Source organism: Sulfurimonas sp. C5 (assembly GCF_029872055.1).
Classification (GTDB): domain Bacteria; phylum Campylobacterota; class Campylobacteria; order Campylobacterales; family Sulfurimonadaceae; genus Sulfurimonas.
In genome coordinates, this window is the sequence record NZ_JARXNQ010000003.1 from 34,446 (window position 1) to 51,853 (window position 17,408).

The 17,408-nt window shown below is 37.5% G+C and carries 13 protein-coding genes and 5 tRNA genes; all 18 read right to left on the reverse strand.

Translation table 11 applies throughout. From position 1 onward, the window contains the following. Positions 1–26 precede the first annotated feature (26 nt). The 18 genes from fusA to P6N22_RS06280 all read right to left on the reverse strand — a co-directional run bounded on the left by fusA (position 27) and on the right by P6N22_RS06280 (position 17,389). A complete protein-coding gene (gene fusA, locus P6N22_RS06195) occupies positions 27–2,117 on the reverse strand; it encodes an elongation factor G (protein ID WP_280331222.1) in 2,091 nt (696 codons plus the stop codon). A 19-nt stretch (positions 2,118–2,136) separates the two neighbouring features. Beyond that, positions 2,137–2,604 (reverse strand): 30S ribosomal protein S7, encoded by a 468-nt coding sequence (gene rpsG / locus P6N22_RS06200; RefSeq protein WP_280331224.1) that lies wholly within the window; start codon positions 2,602–2,604, stop codon positions 2,137–2,139. 88 nt (positions 2,605–2,692) lie between these two features. Further along, a complete protein-coding gene (rpsL, locus tag P6N22_RS06205; protein ID WP_280331226.1) occupies positions 2,693–3,067 on the reverse strand; it encodes a 30S ribosomal protein S12 in 375 nt (124 codons plus the stop codon). Positions 3,068–3,244: 177 nt separating this feature from the next. Continuing rightward, on the reverse strand, positions 3,245–7,765 hold the full coding sequence (rpoC, locus tag P6N22_RS06210) for a DNA-directed RNA polymerase subunit beta' (RefSeq protein ID WP_280331228.1): 4,521 nt from the start codon (positions 7,763–7,765) through the stop codon (positions 3,245–3,247). Continuing rightward, a complete protein-coding gene (gene rpoB / locus P6N22_RS06215) occupies positions 7,758–11,903 on the reverse strand; it encodes a DNA-directed RNA polymerase subunit beta (protein WP_280331230.1) in 4,146 nt (1,381 codons plus the stop codon). The genes rpoC and rpoB overlap by 8 nt, the downstream gene beginning before the upstream one ends. Before the next feature lie 215 nt (positions 11,904–12,118). Next, complete coding sequence (gene rplL / locus P6N22_RS06220; RefSeq protein WP_280331231.1) at positions 12,119–12,493, reverse strand: 50S ribosomal protein L7/L12; 375 nt, start codon at positions 12,491–12,493, stop codon at positions 12,119–12,121. A gap of 77 nt (positions 12,494–12,570) precedes the next feature. Beyond that, positions 12,571–13,053, reverse strand: a complete 483-nt coding sequence (gene rplJ, locus P6N22_RS06225; RefSeq protein WP_280331233.1) for a 50S ribosomal protein L10 — start codon at positions 13,051–13,053, stop codon at positions 12,571–12,573. Between the two features lie 205 nt (positions 13,054–13,258). Continuing rightward, positions 13,259–13,951: a 50S ribosomal protein L1 gene (gene rplA, locus P6N22_RS06230; RefSeq protein WP_280331235.1), complete on the reverse strand. Its 693-nt coding sequence runs from the start codon at positions 13,949–13,951 to the stop codon at positions 13,259–13,261. 79 nt (positions 13,952–14,030) lie between these two features. Beyond that, positions 14,031–14,456 carry a 50S ribosomal protein L11 gene (gene rplK / locus P6N22_RS06235; RefSeq protein WP_280331237.1) on the reverse strand — a complete coding sequence of 142 codons (426 nt, stop codon included), beginning with the start codon at positions 14,454–14,456 and terminating at the stop codon, positions 14,031–14,033. A gap of 20 nt (positions 14,457–14,476) precedes the next feature. After that, positions 14,477–15,004, reverse strand: coding sequence for a transcription termination/antitermination protein NusG (gene nusG, locus P6N22_RS06240; protein ID WP_280331239.1), 528 nt, complete (start codon positions 15,002–15,004; stop codon positions 14,477–14,479). 10 nt (positions 15,005–15,014) lie between these two features. Further along, on the reverse strand, positions 15,015–15,194 hold the full coding sequence (secE, locus tag P6N22_RS06245; protein ID WP_280331241.1) for a preprotein translocase subunit SecE: 180 nt from the start codon (positions 15,192–15,194) through the stop codon (positions 15,015–15,017). A 76-nt stretch (positions 15,195–15,270) separates the two neighbouring features. Further along, positions 15,271–15,346: transfer RNA gene (locus P6N22_RS06250), tRNA-Trp, on the reverse strand. Between the two features lie 22 nt (positions 15,347–15,368). Then, complete coding sequence (gene rpmG, locus P6N22_RS06255; protein ID WP_193113882.1) at positions 15,369–15,521, reverse strand: 50S ribosomal protein L33; 153 nt, start codon at positions 15,519–15,521, stop codon at positions 15,369–15,371. Between the two features lie 44 nt (positions 15,522–15,565). Beyond that, complete coding sequence (tuf, locus tag P6N22_RS06260) at positions 15,566–16,765, reverse strand: elongation factor Tu (protein ID WP_280331245.1); 1,200 nt, start codon at positions 16,763–16,765, stop codon at positions 15,566–15,568. Positions 16,766–16,854: 89 nt separating this feature from the next. Next, positions 16,855–16,929: transfer RNA gene (locus tag P6N22_RS06265), tRNA-Thr, on the reverse strand. Between the two features lie 167 nt (positions 16,930–17,096). Beyond that, positions 17,097–17,172 (reverse strand) — tRNA-Gly (locus P6N22_RS06270). A 12-nt stretch (positions 17,173–17,184) separates the two neighbouring features. Then, a tRNA-Tyr gene (locus P6N22_RS06275) sits at positions 17,185–17,269 on the reverse strand. A gap of 43 nt (positions 17,270–17,312) precedes the next feature. Next, positions 17,313–17,389 (reverse strand) — tRNA-Thr (locus P6N22_RS06280). Positions 17,390–17,408: the final 19 nt, after the last annotated feature.

The following is a 17,408-nucleotide window of genomic DNA, read 5'->3' on the forward strand; positions in this document are numbered from 1 at the left end:
AAAGAGGAGGTTTAATGGATAATAGATTATCCGTTACGTTTTTTGATGATCTCTTCAGATACGTTTCTTGGAACTTCTTCGTAATGATCAAATTCCATAGCGTATGTAGCACGCCCTTGAGTATTTGAACGAAGGTCAGTAGAATATCCGAACATCTCAGAAAGTGGAACGAATGCATCAACGATTTTGTTACCGCTTCTGTCACCCATGTTGTTAACTTGACCACGACGACGGTTAAGGTCACCGATAACGTCACCCATATAGTCTTCTGGTACTTCAACTTCAACTTTCATAATTGGTTCAAGGATTGCAGCGTCTGCTTCACGAGCAGCTTCTTTGAATCCCATTGAAGCAGCGATTTTGAATGACATCTCATTCGAGTCAACTTCGTGGTAAGAACCATCGTATAATGTAACTTCTGCATCTTCAATTGGGAAACCAGCAAGTACACCATTTTTCATAGACTCTTCCATACCTTTTTCAATAGCAGGAACGTACTCTTTAGGGATAACACCACCTTTAATTTCGTTGTTAAATACAAGACCTGTACCAGCTTCACCTGGTTTAAGTTTGAATACAACGTGACCATATTGTCCACGACCACCAGATTGTTTAGCGTATTTATAGTTTTTGTCAACTTCTTTTCTGATAGCTTCACGGTAAGATACTTGTGGAGCACCAACTTCAGCTTCAACTTTAAACTCACGCTTCATACGGTCAACAATAATTTCAAGGTGTAACTCACCCATACCAGAAATAATAGTTTGACCAGTTTCTTCATCAGTGTTAACACGGAAAGATGGATCTTCTGCAGCTAGTTTACCTAGAGCAATACCCATTTTTTCTTGGTCAGCTTTTGTTTTTGGCTCAACAGCAACAGAGATAACCGGCTCTGGGAAGTCCATTCTCTCTAATACAACTTTATCTTTTTCAGAACAAAGAGTATCACCAGTTGTTGTATATTTAAGACCAACAACCGCACCGATTTCACCAGCGTAAATTTCTTTAACTTCTTCACGTTTGATAGCATGCATTTTCATGATACGACCAATACGCTCTTTTTTATCTTTTGTAGAGTTGTGAACATAAGAACCAGCTTCTAATGAACCACGGTATACACGGATAAATGTTAACTGTCCAACGAATGGGTCAGTCATAATTTTGAATGCTAATGAAGCGAATTCACCATCATCAGTTGATGGAACAGTAACTTCTTGAGTTTCATCATCCATCATTGTACCTTTAATAGCTGGTACTTCAGTTGGAGCTGGAAGGTAATCTACAACAGCGTCAAGTAAAGTTTGAACACCTTTGTTTTTAAATGCAGTACCAACAGTCATTGGAACAATATGCATAGCGATTGTAGCACGCTTGATAGCAGCTTTAATCTCATCTTCAGAGATCTCTTCACCCTCTAAGAATTTTTCCATTAACTCTTCATTACCGTCAACAGCAGAGATCTCTTCGATCATTTTTTCACGGTATTCTTCAGCTTTGTCTTGGTAATCAGCACGGATATCTTGAGTATGGTAAGCAGAACCCATAGCAGCGTCTTCATCCCATACAATCTCTTTCATTTTTACAAGATCGATAACACCTTCGAATTTATCTTCAGCACCGATTGGTAATTGAATAGGAACCGGGTTACCTTTAAGACGATCACGAATTTGACGCTCAACTTCATAGAAATCTGCACCAGTTCTGTCATATTTGTTTACGAAAACGATTGAAGGTACACCATAACGGTTTCTTTGTCTCCAAACAGTTTCAGATTGTGGTTGAACTCCACCAACAGCACAGAATACAGATACAGCACCATCAAGTACACGCATAGAACGCTCAACTTCAATAGTGAAGTCAACGTGTCCCGGAGTATCGATAATGTTGATTTGTTTTCCAGCCCATTCACAAGTTGTTGCAGCTGAAGTAATTGTAATACCACGCTCTTGTTCTTGCTCCATCCAGTCCATTGTTGCAGCACCATCGTGAACTTCACCGATTTTATGCTCAACACCTGTATAGAAAAGGATACGCTCAGTTGTTGTTGTTTTACCAGCATCAATGTGAGCAGCAATACCAATGTTTCTTACATCGCTTAATTTATGAGATCTTGCCATTTTTAAATTACCTTATATATTACCAACGGTAGTGAGCAAATGCTTTATTTGCTTCAGCCATTTTGTAAGTATCTTCTTTTTTCTTGAATGCAGAACCTTTTTCGCTTGCAGCATCCATAAACTCATTAGCTAATCTCTCAGCCATTGTTCTTTCGTTTCTTTTTCTCGCAGCATCAACTAACCAACGGATAGCTAATGATTGTTGACGTACTGGACGTACTTCTACTGGAACTTGATAAGTAGCACCACCAACACGGCGACTTTTAACCTCAATGATAGGTTTTACATTCTCAATAGCTTCATTAAATGTATCGATTCCTGATTTTTCACCTTTAGCAGAGATTGCATCTAATGCACCATAGATAATTTTTTCTGCTGTAGATTTTTTACCATCTAACATTACTTTGTTAATGAATTTCGTTAAAACTTTGCTTCCATAAACTGGATCTGGCATGATTTCACGAACCGGAGCTTTTCTTCTTCTCATTTATTTTTCCTTGTCTTCAATTTTTTTCAAAAAATTTACTCAAAACACTTTAAACAGTGCCCTGCAGCTATCTTTGAACTATTTTAAATTATTTTTTTGGTTTTTTAGCACCGTATTTAGAACGAGCAACTAAACGGTTAGCAACACCAGCAGTATCTAATGCACCACGAACAATGTGATACTTAACACCCGGTAAATCTTTTACCCTACCACCACGTACTAGTACGATAGAGTGTTCTTGAAGGTTGTGACCCTCACCACCAATGTATGAGATTACCTCAATACCTGTAGTTAATCTAACTTTCGCAACTTTTCTTAAAGCCGAGTTAGGTTTTTTAGGTGTAGTTGTGTAAACACGAGTACAAACACCACGACGCTGTGGACAAGCTTTTAAAGCAGCAGATTTTGATTTCTTAACTACTTTTTTACGCTCTTTACGAATCAATTGATTGATTGTAGGCATATATTTCCTTTATCTTAATTTTTCCAGTAGAATGTAACTCACTAAATTTTAGAGAGTTATAGACACGAAATAATACAGAAATAGTAATTAAAGTTTGCTTATTTTAAGTAGATTTTAATATATTTAAAAAAATGTGTAGATTTTTGAGGAGGAAGCCTAGAAGAATAGCCTTAAGGCTTATTCTTCAGAAGCTTCAAATTGGATCGTTTTATCTTTGTAGATACCTGTACCAACAGGGATAGTTCTACCGATAATAACGTTTTCTTTTAAGTTATCTAAGTTATCCACTTTAGCACTTACTGCAGCTTCAGTAAGAACTTTTGTCGTATCTTGGAATGATGCAGCTGAGATAATTGAATCAGCAGAAACTGCAGCACGAGTGATACCAACAAGGAATGGCTCAGCAATCGCCGGACGACCACCAAGGCGAATGATTTTTTCATTCTCTTGAGCAAATTTAGATTTAGAAACTAAATCTCCTTCGATAAACTTAGTATCACCAGATTTTAAGATTTTAACTTGTCTTAACATCTGAGTGAAAATAACCTCGATGTGTTTATCAGCGATATTAACCCCTTGAGAACGGTAAACTTGTTGTACTTCAGATACTAAATAGTTATAAAGTGCTTTAACACCCATAATTCTAAGAAGTTCGTGAGACGAAATAATACCTGTAGTTAAACGCTCACCAGCGTGAACGAAGTCACCAGTATTTACAACAGGCTCATGAGATTTATCTACAAAGTACTCTTTAACAATACCATTTTCAGAGTTGCTTACAATAATACGTACTTTACCACGTAACGGTTTACCAAAACTTACCGTACCATCAATCTCTGAAATAAGAGCAGATGCTTTTGGACGACGACCTTCAAATAGTTCAGATACACGTGGAAGACCCCCTGTAATATCCGATGATTTTTGAAGTGCTTTTGGCGTTTTCGCAATGATATCAGCAATTTTAACTTCTTGACCGTCTTTAACGAATAAAGAAGACTTAGGCTCAATTGCATAACGTAATAACTCACCGTTTTCAGTAGCAAGTACGATTGTCGGTTTGTACTCAGATGAAATGTGGTCATTAATCATTAAACGAGTTTTACCAGTTAATTCATCTAATTGCTCAGTAGCAGTAGTTCCAACAATAATATCTTCATACTTAACAGTACCGCTTGCTTCAGAAATAATTGGGTTCGAGTATGGATCCCATTCAGCAATTACAACAGACTCATCAGTAGCAGGTTTAGCAATTAGGCTTGAACCTTCAACTACTTCATCATCTTCAGTAACAATTACAGAACCACGAGCGATATAGTGACGAACCGCTTCACGGTTATTCTCATCGATTACTGCTGCAAAAAGACCTTTTTCTTTTACTTCATAACCAGCTTTAAGACCTTCGAATCTTTCAAGGTAATCACCTTTGAGTAGGAAGTACTTAACAGTTCCTTGCTCTTTCGCATAGATTTTTTGCGTAACCGGAGCACCATTGTTAACTAATAACTCAGATGCGTAAGGGATACGTGAAGGTACGTTCCATCCATCTTTAATAGTTTCAACGATAGAATCTTCAGCTACAACATCAGAACCACTTTCGTACGGGAAGTAATATTTCCCTTCAATTTGACCACTAACACCAGCTAGTTCATTAGGTTTTGCAATCTCATTTTTACGTAAAGAGTAACGTACAGTATCAGTTCCGTTAGAGATACTTAATAACACCTCGTCGTGGATAGTCTGAATCTCAATTTTTCCGTCAAACGGAGCTTTAATTTTAGGTTCAACAAGTAAAACTGCCGCATTACGACGGTTAGCAACGATGTTTTTACCCTCTTTGTTTTGGTACGTTTTAAGGTTATAGTAACGGATGAAACCTTCTTTTTCAGCAACAACTTGACGCTCTTGCGCAGTTGAACTCGCAGTACCACCAACGTGGAATGTACGAAGTGTAAGCTGAGTACCTGGCTCACCAATTGACTGAGCTGCAACAATACCAACTGCTTCACCTGGACGAACGATGTGTCCAGTTGCAAGGTTTACACCGTAACATAATGCACAGATACCCTCTTCACTTTTACAAGTTGTCGGTGTTCTGATATGTGCTGATTTGATTCCAGCTTCAGCAATAACTTTAGCACTCTCTTCATCAAGTAACGTACCCTCTGCATAAAGGATCTCGTTAGAGATTGGATCGATTACATCATCAGCAAGTACACGACCGTTAAGTCTGTCTTCTAAAGACTCGATTAATGTATTTTGATCAGAAATATCTGTAATCTCAATACCTTCGTGAGTATGACAATCATGCTCAACAATTTTTACGTTTTGTGCAACGTCAACAAGTTTACGTGTTAAGTAACCAGCATTCGCTGTTTTAAGAGCTGTATCGGCAAGACCTTTACGAGCACCGTGCGTTGAAATAAAGTACTCGATAACGTTCAGACCCTCTTTAAAGTTTGAAACGATCGGAGTCTCAATAATATCACCACTTGGTTTAGCCATAAGACCACGCATACCAGCAAGCTGACGAATCTGAGCAGCAGAACCCCTCGCACCAGAATCAGCCATCATATGGATAGAGTTGAATCCATCTTTATCACTTTGTACAAGATCCATCATCTCTGCAGCAAGTGTGTTGTTTGTATCTGTCCAAACGTCGATAATTTTATTGTATCTTTCTTGCTCAGTTAATAAACCAGCTTCGAATTGTTTTTGGATCTCAATTACACGGTTTTTAGACTCTGTAATTTTCTTCTCTTTCATATCAGGTACACGGATATCGTCAGCTGAAATTGAAACACCAGCTTCAGTCGCGTGTTTGAAACCAAGATCTTTTAATCTGTCAAGGAATGATGCGGTTACACCGATACCACCATGTTTTTGTACATAGTCAACCATCTCATTGATAGCTTTTTTCTTCATTGTTCTGTTCCATAAATCTGCTGGAACGAAATCTGGAAGAATTGCTTTAATTAAAAGACGACCAGCTGTTGTATGGATAATTCTACCATCAACACGAGTTCTTACTTTTGCATGAATATCAAGCGCTTTGTTCTCTAAAGCGATATTAATCTCATCAACATTAGCGAATAGCTTGTTAGAACCTTTAACACCGTTTTTCTCTAAAGATAGGTAGTAGATACCAAGGACCATATCTTGTGAAGGTGTAGCAATCGCCTTACCAGAAGCTGGAAGAAGAACGTTCATAGATGCAAGCATAAGAACTTTCGCTTCAGCAATAGCTTCTGCAGATAAAGGTACGTGAACAGCCATCTGGTCACCATCGAAGTCAGCATTGAACGCCGCACAAACTAATGGGTGAAGCTGAATAGCTTTACCATCAATTAGTCTTGGATGGAACGCTTGGATCGACAATTTGTGAAGTGTCGGTGCACGGTTAAGCATAATTGGGTAACCGTCAACGATTTCAGAAAGACATTCCCAAACCTCGTTTGTTTTATCTTCGATCATTTTTTTCGCAGCTTTAACTGTAGTTGCGTAACCTTTGTCTTCTAACTTTGCAATTAAATGTGGCTTGAACAGCTCTAACGCCATTTTCTTTGGAAGTCCACATTGATCCATTCTTAAGTCTGGTCCAACAACGATTACAGAACGTCCAGAGAAGTCAACACGCTTACCAAGAAGGTTTTGACGGAAACGACCTTGTTTACCTTTAATGATCTCTGAAAGAGATTTTAATGGACGTTTGTTAGCACCTTTAACTGCATTTGCACGACGACCATTGTCAAATAATGCATCAACAGATTCTTGAAGCATACGTTTTTCATTTCTAACAATAATTTCAGGAGCTTCAAGTTCAACTAATCTTTTAAGACGTTGGTTTCTGTTGATAACACGACGATAAAGATCATTTACGTCAGATACCGCGAATTTTCCACCATCAAGTGAAACAAGTGGTCTTAAATCTGGTGGAAGTACCGGTAAAATAGTCAGCATCATCCATGCAGGATTATTACCGCTATTTAAGAAAGACTCGATAACTTTTAAACGTTTGTTAATAGTTTTTTTCTTAGCTTCTGAACGAGTTTCTTCGATCTCTTCTCTTAGTTGGTTAAATAGTTCAACTAAATCGATTGAATCTAGTAAATCACGAACAACTTCACCACCCATACGAGCTTTGAAACCTAATTCACCGAATCTTTGAACAAGAGTTCTGTATTGTTCTTCATTAAGTACATCGTATTTTAATACTGGTGTTTTTGCTTCAGCATCATAGTATGCCTCACCACCCTCTTCAACGATGTATGCTTCGTAGTAAAGTACACGCTCAAGGTCTTTCATTTTAATACCTAAAAGTGTACCGATACGAGATGGTAATGAAGATACATACCAGATATGTGCTACAGGAGTTACAAGTTCAATGTGACCCATACGAGTACGACGAACTTTTGTAGATGTTACTTCAACACCACATTTCTCACATACAACACCTTTGTAACGCATTTTCTTATATTTACCACAAAGACACTCATAGTCACGAACAGGACCGAAAATTTTTGCACAGAAAAGCCCGTCACGTTCAGGCTTTAAAGTACGGTAGTTAATAGTTTCAGGTTTTTTTACTTCACCGTTTGACCAAGATAAAACTTTTTCAGGTGATGCTAATTTAAACTGAAGCTGTTTAATATCACTTGGTCTATTATCTTCTGTTACTTCTACTGGTACTAATTTACTCATTATCTTCTACCTCGTCCATAATCTCTACATCAAGAGCCAATGCTTGAAGCTCTTTTGTTAATACAAATAAAGTCTCAGGGATACCAGAAGCTGGTACTGACTCACCTTTTGTAAGTGCTTTGTACGCACGTACACGACCGTCAACATCATCAGATTTAATTGTAAGCATCTCTTTAAGAACTGCAGAAGCACCATACGCTTCAAGAGCCCAAACTTCCATCTCACCGAATCTTTGTCCACCAAATAGTGCTTTACCACCAACAGGCTGTTGAGTTACAAGAGAGTAAGGTCCAGTTGAACGAGCGTGAATTTTCTCATCAACTAAGTGGTGTAGTTTAAGGATATACATATAACCAACATTTACACGCTCTTTAATTTTCTCACCTGTTCTACCATCATAAAGAACAACTTTACCGTCAGTAGCCATACGCGCTGCTTCGTAAAGTTTTTCAAATTCTACAGCATTTACACCTTCAAAGATAGGTGTAGCAAATTTAACACCTTTTGCCCAGTCACGTGCATATTTTAGGAACTCATCGTCATTCATAGCTGCAATTGTTTCTTTTGCATTCATAAGACCTGCAACGTCAGCAATCTCAGACATCTTCGTACGTAAATTACTTAAGAAGTCTTTTTGCTTCGCATCAAATTCAGCTTGGATTTGATTACCTAGTTCACGACCAGCCATACCAAGGTGCATCTCTAAAATCTGACCGATATTCATACGAGAAGGTACCCCTAGTGGGTTAAGACATACGTCTACACTTCTTCCATCTTCCATATACGGCATATCTACTTCAGGAACAATATTAGAAACAATACCTTTATTTCCGTGACGTCCAGCCATTTTATCACCAACTTTTAGGTGACGTTTTGTAGCGATGTAAACTTTTACATATTTTACAACACCGTTTGGTAGGATGTCATCTTTTTCTAAGATACTTAGTTTTTCCTCATGCTCATCTCTGAAAAGACGTTTTTGCTTTTGGAAATGGTTTTTCGTTTTGTTATATTGATCTTGCACCTCTTCAGAGAATGCTTTTACAACATTGTTCATAGCGAAACGGTTGATTCCAGCTAAATCATCACCGTTGATAAGATCACCAGCTTTATACTCTTTATCACCGATTTTTACATCGCTCTCTAAAGGTTCACGAGTAAGAAGTTTAGTTACGCGTAACATCTCTTCTTTGTCGATCATAATAAGTCTGTCATAGTGCTCACGCTCTAAATGATCACGCTCTTCTTTTTCTAGTTCTAATGCACGAGGGTCTTTATCGTAACCTTTTTTCGTGAATACTTTAATGTCTACAACAACACCTTCCATAGATGGTGGACAGTAAAGTGATTTGTTTACAACGTGACCAGCTTTTTCACCGAAGATAGCACGTAAAAGTCTTTCTTCAGGAGTTGGTTTTACTTCACCTTTTGGAGAAACTTTACCAACTAGGATCATTCCACCTTTTACTTGTGTACCTATTTTAACAATACCAGACTCATCTAGGTGTGCTAATTCATCATCACGAACATTAGGGATGTCACGAGTAATCTCTTCAACACCGTGTTTAAGTTCACGAGCCTCTACTTCTTTTTCATAGATATGAACTGAAGTAAATGCATCTTGACGGATCAGTTTTTCAGAGATAACGATAGCATCCTCGAAGTTATAACCGTTCCAAGGCATGAACGCAACCATAGCATTAACACCAAGAGCAAGCTCACCTTGATCCATATTTGGACCGTCAGCAATAATTTGCCCTTTTTCAACTACGTCACCTACGTTTACGATAGGTTTTTGTGTGAAAGATGTATTTTGGTTTGTTCTAAGGTTCTTTTGTAATGGATAGTAATCAATAAAGATTTCACCATCTTCTTCACCCATTACATAGATGTGTTTAGCATCAGCTTTTTCAACTTTACCAGCACGCTTAGCTTTAACACATTCCCAAGAATCACGTGCTACAAGTTTCTCAACACCAGTTCCTACCATTGGAGCTTGTGATTTTAATAAAGGCACTGCTTGACGTTGCATGTTCGATCCCATAAGTGCACGGTTGGCATCATCGTGCTCAAGGAATGGAATAAGTGAAGCTGCAACACCAACCACCATACTAGATGACAAGTCAGCATATTGACAATCATTTGGACTTCTAAGTAAAATCTCACCGTCTTGACGAACAGAGATTAGCTTCTCAACAAACTGACCGTTTTCGTCAAGTTTATTAGAAGCAGCTGCAATCATTACACCCTCTTCTTGAGTAGCTGTAAGATATACGATCTCGTTAGTTACTTGACCGTCTTTCATCACTTTGTACGGTGCTTCAATGAAACCATGCTCATTTACTTTTGCATATGAAGCAAGAGTATTGATAAGACCAATATTTTGACCCTCTGGAGTCTCAATTGGACAGATACGTCCGTAATGAGTCGGGTGAACGTCACGCACTTCAAAACCTGCACGCTCTTTTACAAGACCACCTTCACCAAGCGCAGAAAGACGACGCTTATGTGTAACCTCTGATAATGGGTTAGTTTGGTCCATAAATTGTGATAACTGACCACCTGAGAAGAACTCGATAATAGTCGAAGTAATCATTTTTGAATTGATTAAATCGTGTGGCATAAGCTCATTCATCGGTCCACTCATAGTTGAGAGTTTGTCACGGATAGCTTTTTGCATTTTTACTAAACCGTTGTGTAACTCATTACCTAAAAGTTCACCGATAGCACGAATACGTCTGTTACCTAAGTGATCTCTGTCATCAATGTGACCTTGACCGTTTTTAACTTTGATAACATATTTAACAGACTCAATAATATCTTCGTGAGTAAGTACTGTTACATATTCCGGGATATTTAAACCAAGTTTATGGTTCATTTTCATACGACCAACTTGTGTTAAGTCATATCTTTCCGGATCGAAGAATAATTGGTTAACAAATGCATGAGCTGCCTCTTTAGTTACAGGCTCACCAGGACGCATTACTTTGTAAATACGAATAGCTGCTAAATCGTTTTCGTCTTCAATCTCTTCTGTTTGTTTTAAAAGTTTTAATGAATCTGCATCAGCATTGAATGCATTGATTACTGAACTATCTACACCTTCAGCTAAATCATTCGCAATTTTGAATTCAGTTACACCGATTTCAGCCATTTTCTTTAATTTAGACTCATCAATGTGCGTCATAGCGTCAAATAAAATTTCACCTGTTTCAGGATCAATAATAGCTTCAGCTAAATAACGCTCTAATAATACATCTAACGGATACTGAACTTCTGTTAGTCCGTCTTCAACAAATTTTTGTGCTTTTTTAGCAGAAAGTCTTTTACCAGCATTTACTAAAACTTTACCGTTAGTATCTACTAGATCGTAACCTAAACGTCCAGAATAATCTGAAGGATTAAATTCAATTTGGAAGTTATTATCTTCAATTTTGATCGTTTGAACAGGGTAGAACAGTTTTAAAATATCTTGTTTTGAATAACCTAAAGCTCTGAACATGATTGTAACAGGTACTTTACGACGTTTGTTAATTCTCATGTAAAGAATATCTTTTGGATCATACTCAAAATATAACCAAGAACCACGATCTGGAATAATTTGACCAGTATAAATTAATTTAGAACTAGTAGTTGTTGATTCTTCTTCTTTGAAGATAACACCCGGTGAACGGTGTAACTGGTTTACAACAACACGCTCAACACCATTAATGATAAATGATGTTCTATCTGTCATTAAAGGAATATCACGAACAAAGATTGATTGTTCTTTAATATCTTTTACACCAAGTTTCTCTTTAGTATTTTCATCTCTGTCCCATAATACTAAACGAGTTTTCATTCTTAGGCTTACTGCATAAGTAAGTCCTCTTTCCATACATTCACGAACAGTGTATTTAGGATTAGTAACTTCAGAGCCAATATACTCTACTGTTAATCTGTTTTGTACATCATGAATTGGGAAAACAGATTGGAATACTTTTTCAATTCCACTAGCAGTTCTGTCTTTTGATTCTAACATTAAGAATTTTTCGTAAGAACTTTGTTGGAGTTGTAATAAGTTTGGTACTTCTATTTCTTGAGGAGTTTTAGAGAAGTCTACACGAAGACGGTTTCCGGAATATAAAGTGTTTAACATAGGCTACCTCGATAAGTTATTAATGAATGATTTTTTACAAATCAACTATCAAATTCTAGGCGTCCCTAGACTTGAAATTTACTCTTTTTCAAAAGAGATTTTTTTACAGTGCTTATAAACGACATAAGGGCACTTTAATAAGAGGAGAATTCTTCTCTTACTAAAGCGCCCAAAAGTTGGAGGGATCTAAGCCCTCCATAAAAAAGTGAGTTAAATTATTTAACTTCTACTACTGCACCAGCTTCTTCTAATTTAGCTTTAGCTTCTTCAGCAGTTTCTTTATCTACACCTTCTTTGATTGTAGATGGTAAGTTTTCACAAGCGTCTTTAGCTTCTTTTAAACCAAGACCAGTAAGCTCACGAACTACTTTAATTACACCGATTTTTTTAGCACCAGCGTCAGTAATTACTACGTTGAACTCAGTTTGCTCAGCACCACCAGCAGCACCAGCATCACCAGCTACACCAGCAACTGCTACAGGTTGAGCAGATACACCAAATTTTTCTTCGAACTCTTTTACAAGCTCAGATAATTCTAATACAGATAATCCAGAGATGAATTCTAATACATCTTCTTTAGTTACAGCCATAATTTTCTCCTATGGTATTTTTATTTTAAATTTTTTTACTAGTTTTATCTAGACTAGTAACTAGATATTAAAAACGATTACGCTTCAGCTTCGTTTTTTTGTCTTAGCGCATCAAGACCATATACAAAGTTTGTAAGTGGTGCCATCCAAGTCGCAGCAAGCATACCAAGAAGTTCTTCACGTCCTGGAAGTTTAGCGTATGCATCAATTTGTGCTGCATTAGCTGCTTCTTTATCTAGGTAACCAGCTTTAACAACTAATTTCTCATTGTTTTTAGCGAAATCAGCAGCAACTTTTGGAGCATTAATAACTTCGTTTGACCAGATAAAGATATTTGTATCTTTTAGTTCAACACCTGTCATACCTGCTTTTTCTAAAGCGATAGCTGCTAAAGTGTTTTTAACAACCTGAACACTTGCGTCTTTAGCACGAGCAGCTTTTCTTAACTCTTCTAATTCAGAAACTGTTAAACCTTTGTAGTCACAAATAACTACAGCAGTAGTCTCAGCGAAAGAGTTAGAAAGTTGCTCAATAACTTCAGCTTTTTTAGACTTAAGCATAAATTTCTCCTTTCCCAGACATAACTTCAAGCGGGGTAGAAAGGACTTTTTAAGCAAACCTATCGGTTTTATTGCCCCCTACTGTCTTTAGTCCAAGTAATTCAGATTCCCATCCAAAAAATGAAAATCTTTACTTTAAGATAGAAAATCTCAAAATAAAAACTTTCAAAATCTCCGAGAAAAACTCTCGGAAACTTAGATTATACTATTTTGTATCTAAAAGTTCAGCTACATCAAGTTTAAGAGCTGGAGACATAGTTAAACTAAGTGCAGCATTTTTGATGTAACGACCTTTTGAAGAAGCTGGTTTTTGTTTATTAATAGCTTTTACAAAAGTAGAAAGGTTTTCAGCAATTTTGTCAGCATCGAAACTTACTTTACCAATACCAGCGTGAATATTACCTTTTTTATCAACTCTGAAGTTTACTTGACCACCTTTAACATTGTTAACAGCAGTAGCAACATCTGGAGTTACAGTACCAGTTTTAGGGTTAGGCATTAAACCTTTTGGTCCAAGAATACGACCTACTTGACCAACAAGACCCATACAATCTGGAGCAGCAACAACGATATCGAAATCGATATTACCTTCTTTAATTTGTGCAACTAGCTCATCAGTACCAACGATGTCAGCACCAGCAGCTTTAGCTTCGTCAGCTTTTGCACCTTTAGCAAATACTGCAACACGTACAGTTTTACCAGTACCATGTGGAAGAACGATCGCACCACGTACCATTTGGTCAGCGTGACGTGGATCAACATTTAAATTCATTGCAATTTCAACAGTTTCGTCGAATTTTGCACTTTTTAGCTCTTTTACAGTTGAAGAAGCTTCACTAATTGTGTAAGCTTTAGAGCTATCAACTTTTTCTAATAATTGCTTATATCTTTTGCTCATAACAAATTTCTCCGCATTTAAAATTCTGCCACACAATTTTAAATCATTGTGGTCGATGATTATTTAGTTTTATTTGTGATTACTCAGTAATCTCGATACCCATTGAACGAGCTTGACCAGCAATAGTGTTTGCTGCCATTTCTCTATCGTCAGTATTAAGATCTTCGATTTTTTGATCAACGATCTCCATAAGTTTTTCACGAGTGATTTTTGCCACTTTGTTTTTAAGTGGATTGTCACTACCTTTTTTAAGACCAGCAGCTTTCATTAATAATGCAGATGCAGGTGGTTGTTTAGTAATGAATGAAAAACTTCTGTCATTGTAAACAGTAATGATAGTTGGAACTTTGAATCCCATCTTATCTTTAGTTTTTTCGTTGAAAGCTTTACAGAATTCCATGATGTTAACACCACGTTGTCCTAAAGCAGGTCCTACCGGTGGAGCCGGGTTAGCTGCACCAGCTTGAATTTGAAGCTTGATATAGCCTGAAACTTTCTTTGCCATGTTTCTTCCTTTTTATGAATTTAAATTATTTTTTCAACTTGAGTATAAGAGATATCTACAGGAGTAGCTCTACCAAAAATTGAAACGTTAAGTTTTAGAGTCCCATGCTCTAAGTCGTATTCATCCACAGTACCTGTGAAGTTCGCAAACGGTCCGTCAATAATACGTACAGTTTCACCATTATCGAAGAATACTTTCGGTTTCGGTGCCTGACGATTATTTACACGATCTAAGATAACTTGAATATCATGCTCGCTTAGAGGTGTCGGACGGTTTCCTTCTCCAATAAACCCTGATACTTTAGGGATAGATTGAATCATATGTTGAATCTCTGTGTTTAGATCAATTTTAGCAAATACATATCCGCTATAAAGAGATCTCTCAGAAACTTTTTTCTTTCCATCTTTTACTTCAATAACATCTTCAGTTGGAACAATTACGTCTGTAATGTGTTCTTGGAGTCCATACTCTTCAATCATATTGAAGATAGCATCTCTAACTGCTCTATCACTTCCATAAGTTTGGATCGAGTACCATTGATGTGCCATAACTTACTCCTTAACCTAAGATTGCTGAAACTACAGATGACATAAGTAGGTCAACTAAAGCCAAAAATGCAGCTACTGCAGAAACAACAACAATAACAGCGATATAAGCTTGTTTTACCTGTCCTTTTGTAGGAAAGATAACTTTACTTAATTCTAATTTTGCATTTTGGATATGTTTACCTAACTTCATATGCTCTTTCCATCATCTTAAAATATCATTTATTACAAATTTTGCCCGAAAGCAAAACTAATAATAAATTTACAAGTGGCAGGCGTGGAGGGACTCGAACCCCCAACACCCGGATTTGGAATCCGGTGCTCTACCATTGGAGCTACACGCCTATAAATAAAGAGAGAAAACTGATTACAGTTTCATCTCTTTGTGAACTGTATGCTCTTTACAGAATTTACAGTATTTTCTTACTGAAAATTTTTCAGTATGAGTTTTTTTATTTTTAGTTGTGTGATAGTTACGTCTAGTACATTTCTCACAACCTAAGTGAATTGCTTCTCTCATGTTTTAAACCTTTAAATTGGTTCAAGGTAATTCGCAAAAGCGAATTACGCAAGAATCTCAGCTACAACACCAGCACCAACTGTTCTACCACCTTCACGGATAGCGAACTTAGTACCTTTTTCCATCGCGATTGGATAGATTAGTTCTGCAGTGATAGTTACGTTATCACCTGGCATAACCATTTCAGTACCTTCTGGTAAAGTGATAGCACCAGTTACGTCTGTTGTACGTACGTAGAATTGTGGACGGTAACCATTGAAGAATGGAGTATGACGACCACCTTCGTCTTTACTTAATACGTAGATTTCAGCTGTAAATTTAGTATGTGGAGTGATTGAACCTGGCTTACAAAGAACTTGACCACGCTCAACATCGTCTTTACCAATACCACGGATAAGGATACCACAGTTATCACCAGCTTCACCTTGCTCCATTTCTTTACGGAACATTTCAACACCTGTTACAGTTGTTGTTTGAGTGTCACGGATACCAACGATTTCAACAGTATCACCAACTTTAACAATACCACGTTCAATACGACCAGTAACAACCGTACCACGTCCAGAGATTGAGAACACGTCTTCAACTGGCATTAAGAAATCTTTATCTGTTTCACGAGCTGGTTCTGGAATGTAAGCATCTACTTCAGCCATAAGCTTAAGGATTTTTTCTGACCACTCACCAAGAGTACCAGTTTTTGCTTCTTCAAGAGCTTTAAGAGCTGAACCAGCAACGATTGGAGTATCATCACCTGGGAAGTCATAAGTATCTAATAACTCACGGATTTCCATTTCAACTAATTCTAATAACTCTTCATCATCAACCATATCTTCTTTGTTCATGAAAACAACGATGTATGGTACACCTACTTGTTTTGAAAGAAGGATGTGCTCACGAGTTTGTGGCATCGGGCCGTCCGCAGCAGAAACAACAAGAATAGCACCGTCCATTTGAGCAGCACCTGTAATCATGTTTTTAACGTAGTCCGCGTGACCTGGACAGTCAACGTGTGCATAGTGACGAGTTTCAGTTTCGTACTCAACGTGTGAAGTAGCGATAGTGATACCACGCTCTCTTTCTTCTGGTGCATTATCGATTTGATCATAATCCATCATTTTTGCACCGTTTGTAACAGCTAATACTGCAGTGATTGCAGCTGTTAGTGTAGTTTTACCATGGTCAACGTGACCAATTGTACCAATGTTAACGTGGGGTTTATTACGTTCAAACTTTTCTTTTGCCATAGTGTCCTCCGACCTTAATTTGTGAATTGAAATGGAATTATATCCAAAAATCATTCAATTATTTCTTAAACTAATGAAAACAACTTTGCTGGAGCTTATGATGGGAATTGAACCCACGGCCTCTTCCTTACCAAGGAAGTGCTCTACCACTGAGCCACATAAGCAAAATTGCATCAGTTTTTAAGAAATCATTGCATAATTCTTAAGCTATAAAAAACGGAATATTAGTTTTAATGATAGAAAAGCTATATAGATATCTATTTTTATCGGATAAATATTATATATGAAGTTAATTGAAATTATACTTCAGCTTCCAGAATCTGTTCTCTAGTGGAGCGGGTGAAGGGATTCGAACCCTCGACAGCCTGCTTGGAAGGCAGGAACTCTAGCCACTGAGTTACACCCGCATATTGAACAAGTGGTGGTGAGAAGAGGAGTCGAACCTCTGAACCCGTAGGGAGCGGATTTACAGTCCGCCGTCGTTGGCCACTTGACTATCTCACCATTTTAATCTGGTCTAACACTGTTTCTAATATTCAAAATTCAATGGTGCCGACACGAGGATTTGAACCCCGGGCCTGCTGATTACAAATCAGCTGCTCTAGCCAACTGAGCTATGTCGGCATCGAATTTGAGCCAGAAT

What these genes read in the sequence shown, in the direction of transcription:
- rplJ (WP_280331233.1), bottom strand. Translation starts at nt 13,053, where the DNA reads ATGCTTAAGTCTAAAAAAGCTGAAGTTATTGAGCAACTTTCTAACTCT.
- rplA (WP_280331235.1), bottom strand. Translation starts at nt 13,951, where the DNA reads ATGAGCAAAAGATATAAGCAATTATTAGAAAAAGTTGATAGCTCTAAA.
- fusA (WP_280331222.1), bottom strand. Translation starts at nt 2,117, where the DNA reads ATGGCAAGATCTCATAAATTAAGCGATGTAAGAAACATTGGTATTGCT.
- rpsG (WP_280331224.1), bottom strand. Translation starts at nt 2,604, where the DNA reads ATGAGAAGAAGAAAAGCTCCGGTTCGTGAAATCATGCCAGATCCAGTT.
- secE (WP_280331241.1), bottom strand. Translation starts at nt 15,194, where the DNA reads ATGAAGTTAGGTAAACATATCCAAAATGCAAAATTAGAATTAAGTAAA.
- rpoB (WP_280331230.1), bottom strand. Translation starts at nt 11,903, where the DNA reads ATGTTAAACACTTTATATTCCGGAAACCGTCTTCGTGTAGACTTCTCT.
- tuf (WP_280331245.1), bottom strand. Translation starts at nt 16,765, where the DNA reads ATGGCAAAAGAAAAGTTTGAACGTAATAAACCCCACGTTAACATTGGT.
- rpsL (WP_280331226.1), bottom strand. Translation starts at nt 3,067, where the DNA reads ATGCCTACAATCAATCAATTGATTCGTAAAGAGCGTAAAAAAGTAGTT.
- rpmG (WP_193113882.1), bottom strand. Translation starts at nt 15,521, where the DNA reads ATGAGAGAAGCAATTCACTTAGGTTGTGAGAAATGTACTAGACGTAAC.
- rpoC (WP_280331228.1), bottom strand. Translation starts at nt 7,765, where the DNA reads ATGAGTAAATTAGTACCAGTAGAAGTAACAGAAGATAATAGACCAAGT.
- rplK (WP_280331237.1), bottom strand. Translation starts at nt 14,456, where the DNA reads ATGGCAAAGAAAGTTTCAGGCTATATCAAGCTTCAAATTCAAGCTGGT.
- rplL (WP_280331231.1), bottom strand. Translation starts at nt 12,493, where the DNA reads ATGGCTGTAACTAAAGAAGATGTATTAGAATTCATCTCTGGATTATCT.
- nusG (WP_280331239.1), bottom strand. Translation starts at nt 15,004, where the DNA reads ATGGCACATCAATGGTACTCGATCCAAACTTATGGAAGTGATAGAGCA.